The sequence below is a fragment of the Borborobacter arsenicus genome (genome assembly GCF_003934165.1).
Classification (GTDB): Bacteria; Pseudomonadota; Alphaproteobacteria; order Rhizobiales; family Rhizobiaceae; genus Pseudaminobacter; species Pseudaminobacter arsenicus.
Genome location: NZ_RKST01000080.1, coordinates 1 through 3596 on the forward strand (window position 1 = coordinate 1; position 3596 = coordinate 3596).

At 58.7% G+C, this 3596-nt stretch carries 3 protein-coding genes and 1 pseudogene; all 4 read left to right on the forward strand.

From position 1 onward, the window contains the following. Positions 1 to 191: 191 nt before the first annotated feature. The 4 genes and pseudogenes from EET67_RS25155 (at position 192) to EET67_RS26320 (ending at position 3304) form a co-directional block, all read left to right on the forward strand. Positions 192 to 662 carry a DUF1214 domain-containing protein gene (locus EET67_RS25155; RefSeq protein ID WP_245451247.1) on the forward strand — a complete coding sequence of 157 codons (471 nt, stop codon included), beginning with the start codon at positions 192 to 194 and terminating at the stop codon, positions 660 to 662. A 10-nt stretch (positions 663 to 672) separates the two neighbouring features. Further along, the gene (locus EET67_RS25160) at positions 673 to 1689 is read left to right on the forward strand and encodes a DUF1254 domain-containing protein (RefSeq protein ID WP_128628897.1); all 1017 of its coding nucleotides are present in this window, start codon (positions 673 to 675) and stop codon (positions 1687 to 1689) included. Positions 1690 to 2061: 372 nt separating this feature from the next. After that, positions 2062 to 2703: pseudogene (locus tag EET67_RS25165) on the forward strand (DUF2726 domain-containing protein); the annotation flags it as partial. Positions 2704 to 3016: 313 nt separating this feature from the next. Continuing rightward, entirely contained in the window at positions 3017 to 3304 is a 288-nt protein-coding gene (locus tag EET67_RS26320; RefSeq protein WP_245451248.1) for a protein NO VEIN domain-containing protein, read from the forward strand. Positions 3305 to 3596 lie beyond the last annotated feature (292 nt).

Below are 3596 nucleotides of genomic sequence, written 5' to 3' on the forward strand. Positions count from 1 at the left end.
ATCCAAAACGCAAATGCCTCCGATGAAACCGGAGGCATTTTGATGACCCCACGTTAAGGGGTCCCGTTTGGACGAAAATCACCCCTCAAACAGGGTCCTCATTCCACGAAAAATCACACGCGGACGCCTGGGCCGACTACAAGGTTACGCACGAGGCGCTTGGCACAGGAAAGATCAGCTCAAGCCAGATGGTGGGAAGCCGCGAATTTCTCGATGGCAACTATCTCTACCGTATGACCGTGGCGGCGGACGGCATTTACGGCAACTCGAAAGAAGAAGCGTTCTATCCGGCCTATTTCGTGGATGCCAGTGGAAAGCCGCTCGACGGCAAGAACCGCTACACGTTGCATTTCGCCAGCGGTCAGTTGCCGCCGGTCAAAGCCTTCTGGTCCGTGACCCTCTATGAGATGCCGGCGAGCCTGCTTTACGCCAACCCACTCAACCGTTACCTCATCAACTCCGCTATGGTTCCCCAACTCACCAAGGACGCCGATGGCGGGGTCACCATCCACATCCAGCATGACTCTCCTGGCGCCGACAAGGAAGCGAATTGGCTGCCGGCACCTGCAGGTCCGTTCGTTATGGCCATGCGTCTCTACTGGCCCGAGCCTCAGGTCCTCGACGGCTCGTGGAAGGCGCCGCCCGCTGTGAAGGTGAACTGAGGAGGTCGAGATGAAGATCGCGATCATTCTTGCTTCGATGGCATTCAAGCTGGTGATGGCCGATCCGCTTCTTGCCGATGAACCAATCCCCGTCACGCCCGACAACTTCATCCGGGCTGAGAGCGATATGTATTTTGCTAGTTCGGCAAAGGAGGCTGGCGGCCTCGGCAAGCTGCTGCATCGGCGCGAGGTGGTGCCGGTCGACAAACAACCGGTCGTGCGCCCCAACCGCGACACACTTTACTCCTCAGGCGTCTTTGATCTGGACGCCGGATCTGTCACGATCACGATGCCGGGCGCGGGCGGTAGGTTCATGTCGCTGCAGGCGTTCAACCAGGACCACTATGTGGTCGGCAACGTCTTGTACGACCCGGGAAGCTACACGTTCGACACGAGGAAGGTAGGCACGCGTTATATGCTGGTCGGAATTCGCACCCTGGTCGATCCAAACGATGTGCAGGAGGTCCACGAGCTGCAAGACGCGATCAGGATCGATCAGCAAAGCGCCGGGACGCTTGAACTGCCGGACTGGGATCGGACGAGCCAGAAGAAGGTGCGCAACGCGCTGCTCATGCTCAACGAAACCCTGACCGACACGAGGCGCATGTTCGGCTCGAAGGATGAGGTCGATCCGGTGCGTCACCTGATAGGCACAGCAATGGGCTGGGGCGGCAACCCGGAAAGGGATGCGCTTTATCTGCCGATCACACCCGAAAGGAACGACGGCACGACCGTCCATAGGCTCACAGTGGAAGACGTGCCGGTCGACGGCTTCTGGTCTGTCATCGTTTACAACGCGCAAGGCTTCATGGAGCCGAACCCTCTCAACGCCTATTCGCTCAACAACATTACGGCCCAGAAGCGAGCAAACGGCTCGGTCGTCGTGCAGTTCGGCGGCTGCGACGGCAACATCCCGAACTGCCTGCCGATTGTGAAGGGATGGAACTATCTGGTGCGCCTCTATCGTCCGCGCTCCGAAATCCTTGAGGGCCGCTGGAAATTCCCGGAGGCGCAACCGACGAATTGAGCACGTGCGGTCATGATCCGGTTAGGGTCAGGTTGGGGCTTACAGCGACAACCTGTTGAGCGACCGCATTGGGTCAGGTCACAACGATGCCTCGAGCCGACCGGAATGTCCGCTCTGGTCGCAGGCCTTGGCTGTGCCGTTTGGAGGGATTGAACGAACGGCAAGTTTCGGGCAGCGACGGAAGCACTGCAAACGGCAGCAATGAGGGTCGCTTGCTGAATGGCAGCTATCCTCTGAATCCGATCGGAAAGAGGACGGTCTGTTATCGGCCCCAAATCCACATACCTATTCTATGGTATTGCGAGTGCTATTCGACTCATTTTGAGAGATCTAGTTCACTTATCAGTGATCTTGCTGCTGTATCCTGAATTTATGCTCCACGAGTATTTTGATCTCGCCGAATCCGATTCACTGATTCTAGTGTTGATCATCGGCGCATTTGTTGGTGCGGCAATCGAGCGGTTTCGGGCACACTTGCGAAGACAAGCGTGGAAGCGGCACAATCGCCGGAAATGGAAACAGCCGCGCATTAAGACCAGCTCCGGATCTGGAGAGTTGCCTGGAGCGCTCACGTCTGTTGTCTCAAAACCCGTCGATGCAGCCGATCAGCTACGCATCGTGATGGGAGCCGAGTTCTCCATCCAACCCTTGTTGAACAGAAGCGAGGCGCGCGTTTTCCGGGAATTGGACCACATGGTCATCGCGCGCAATCCACATTGGCAGGTAATGGCGCAAGTGTCCCTAGGCGAAATTCTGCGCAGTCGCGATAGCGAGGCGTACAAATGCATCAACTCGAAACGGGTCGATCTTCTCCTCGTCGACGAAAAATGTAGGCCGCGCCACGTCGTCGAATATCAGGGCCAAGGTCACCATCAGGGAACGGCCGCTGCCCGCGATGCCGTGAAAAAGGAGGCTCTCCGACGGGCCGGCATCGGCTATTGCGAGGTGGTTGCCGGTCAAACGACGCCGTCGGAACTTAGACGGCTGATCGAGAAGCTGGTTGAACAACCGACGTCGGATCTGACGGCTGTCAAATCGGAATGGGGCGGACAGCGTGGGCCCATCCTGACTGGCTCATGCCCGTGCATCCCCTCCGATCTGCAAGGCAATTCAATGATCCCGCCGCGCTGTGGATCGGGCCGCCGCCGACGATGTCGAATGTGCCAGAGCCTGCCGAATTTGAGCAGACGATGGCGATTGCGATGCGCTATGACGTTGCCGCGCGCGACGAACGGAATCGCGCGCTTGGCCGCCGCGGTGAGGAACTGATGTACAGCACGAACGGGTATCGCTGGCCAATGCAGGGCGCCACGACCTGGCCGAGCGAGTGCGATGGATATCGGAAGAGGAGGGCGACGGTGCGGGATACGATATCGCATCCTTTGACCGTGATGGTAGCGAGCGATTAATCGAGGTGAAGACGACCAACGGCTGGGAGCGTACGCCGTTTCATATATCAAGCAACGAGCTTGCCGTTGCCGTCGGTCGGCGGACGGAGTGGTGCCTCCTCCGGCTATGGAACTTTGCGCGCGAACCGAGGGCTTTCGAGCTCCGGCCTCCGGTCGATGCGCATGTCGCATTGACGCCGACGAGCTTCCGAGCGAGTTTCCTTTAGTCTATCTCTTGCGGTCACTCGTCGCCTTCGCTGCGGTCGAGCATCCTCCGGGTCACCTTCGCTCAATGCTTCCCTTTCTTTGAATGCCGCGACGGATCAGCTCGCGACCTCGGTTCAAGCAAGTTGAACGTCGGCTATCGCCATTCGAACTCCAGAAGCCGCCGGTCTGCAGTCGCGAAGAGTTTCGGGCGCCGGCAGGCGTACGAAAGTCCCCGAGGAAGGAACCCGCGGGCCACAGTCGACGGCTATGGTGATTTCGGATTTCGGCCGATGTCGGCGTTGGCGCGGCCGC